Source organism: Gilliamella sp. X-57 (genome assembly GCF_057063565.1).
The window spans coordinates 1-1,125 of the sequence record NZ_JBXSQI010000060.1 but is presented as its reverse complement, the minus strand read 5'-3'; the positions used below and the strand labels follow the sequence as shown (position 1 = coordinate 1,125).

The 1,125-nt window shown below is 36.1% G+C and carries 2 protein-coding genes; both read left to right on the top strand.

Features of this window, described 5'->3' with window-relative positions:
* The coding region (locus tag ACYIAL_RS12770) for a transposase (protein ID WP_483751905.1) at positions 1–271 on the top strand (271 nt) is incomplete at its 5' end.
* Positions 259–1,107, top strand: a complete 849-nt coding sequence (locus ACYIAL_RS12765; RefSeq protein ID WP_483751906.1) for an IS3 family transposase — start codon at positions 259–261, stop codon at positions 1,105–1,107. The genes ACYIAL_RS12770 and ACYIAL_RS12765, both read left to right, overlap by 13 nt.
* Positions 1,108–1,125: the final 18 nt, after the last annotated feature.

Here is a 1,125-nt window from a genome sequence, read left to right as displayed (position 1 = left end):
ATTCACAGATGATTTTAAACACCAAATGGTCAGTCTTTATCAACATGGTAAATCACGTAGTGAAATCGTTGCAGAATATGATTTGACACCATCAGCATTGGACCGTTGGATAACGCAATCAAGCCAAAGCGGCTCATTTAAAACAAAAGATAATCGCAGTCCACAAGAACAAGAGTTAATCGCGTTGCGTAAAGAGCTTAAACAACTCCGTATGGAAAACGATATTTTAAAGCAAGCAGCACTGATAATAGGACGAAAATCGCTATCCTAAAAGCAAATCGACATCGTTATAGCATAACAAAACTATGTAAATATTTAGGATTATCAAGACATTACGCTTATTATCAGTGTAAATTGAATAGACAAAAATCAGTAGGGCCCCACGCCAATAAAATTGTGACGCTATTTAATCAGAGCTATCAGTCTTATGGTACAAGACGAATTCGTTTTGATTTACAGAAAGAGAATATTTGGGTGTCACGCCGTTACATTGCTCGGGTGATGAAAGCCTTATTGCTGGTATCAAAATACACCGTTAAACGTTATCAATCTCACAATACGGAAGTGAATGAAACTGCCACAGAAAATCACCTGCAACGACAATTTGATGTAGGTGATAAAAAACAAATTGTTGTTGCGGATTTAACGTATATTCAAGTTAAGCAACGTTGGAACTATTTATGTGTTTTAGTGAACTTATCCGATAGACAGATTGTCGGTTACCATGTTGGTCAACATAAAACAGCAGAGCTTGTTATGTCGGCATTAAGCAAAATTAAACTGCCATTATCAAAATTAGATTTATTTCATTCGGACCGAGGTAAAGAGTTTGATAATCGGTTATTAGCGGATTGTTTTAAGACATTTAATATCACGCATTCATTAAGCAAGAAAGGGTGTCCTTATGACAATGCGGTAGCGGAAGCGACATTTAAAACAATTAAAACGGAATTTGTAAAAGGCCAACGTTTCAACTCAACGGCTGAGTTACAACGCGCTTTTTCGGCTTATGCTTATTGGTATAATCATAAACGATTACATTCTTCGTTAGGCTACTTGCCTCCCGTTGAATTTAAAAAACACTTATCCCTTAATTTTTTTGTTTGAAAATGTGTTGCCATTCCA